Source organism: Lacticaseibacillus manihotivorans DSM 13343 = JCM 12514 (assembly GCF_001435035.1).
Classification (GTDB): Bacteria; Bacillota; Bacilli; order Lactobacillales; family Lactobacillaceae; genus Lacticaseibacillus; species Lacticaseibacillus manihotivorans.
The window spans coordinates 1-334 of the sequence record NZ_AZEU01000166.1 but is presented as its reverse complement, the minus strand read 5'-3'; the positions used below and the strand labels follow the sequence as shown (position 1 = coordinate 334).

Here is a 334-nt window from a genome sequence, read left to right as displayed (position 1 = left end):
CGTAAATTGCAAGAACAAGTTAGCCAGTCGTTGAGGACAATCCCAGAACAGGCCGTTATCAAATAGAAGTTGTGGCGCTAGAGAGACTACTGGGCCATGCGACGAACGCGCCGAGCTTCGGCCTCAAAGTTTTGCTGGGGTGTGCAGTAGCCCTGTTGTTTGCGAGGCAACTGATTCAAGCGGTCTTGCGTGGCCTGCACTTGACTAGGGCTAATGTCATCTAGGGACATGCCCTTAGGGAAGTCCTGGCGGATCATCCGGTTATGTGCCTCGTTGGTGCCACGGTCGCAGGACGTGTAAGGATGGGCGTAGAAGATCTCAGTTTCCGTCCCAG

General features: G+C 54.2%; 1 pseudogene. It reads right to left on the bottom strand.

Going from position 1 to position 334, the window contains the following annotated elements:
- Nucleotides 1-86: 86 nt before the first annotated feature.
- Nucleotides 87-334 (bottom strand): annotated as a pseudogene (locus FD01_RS16655) (IS30 family transposase); the annotation flags it as partial.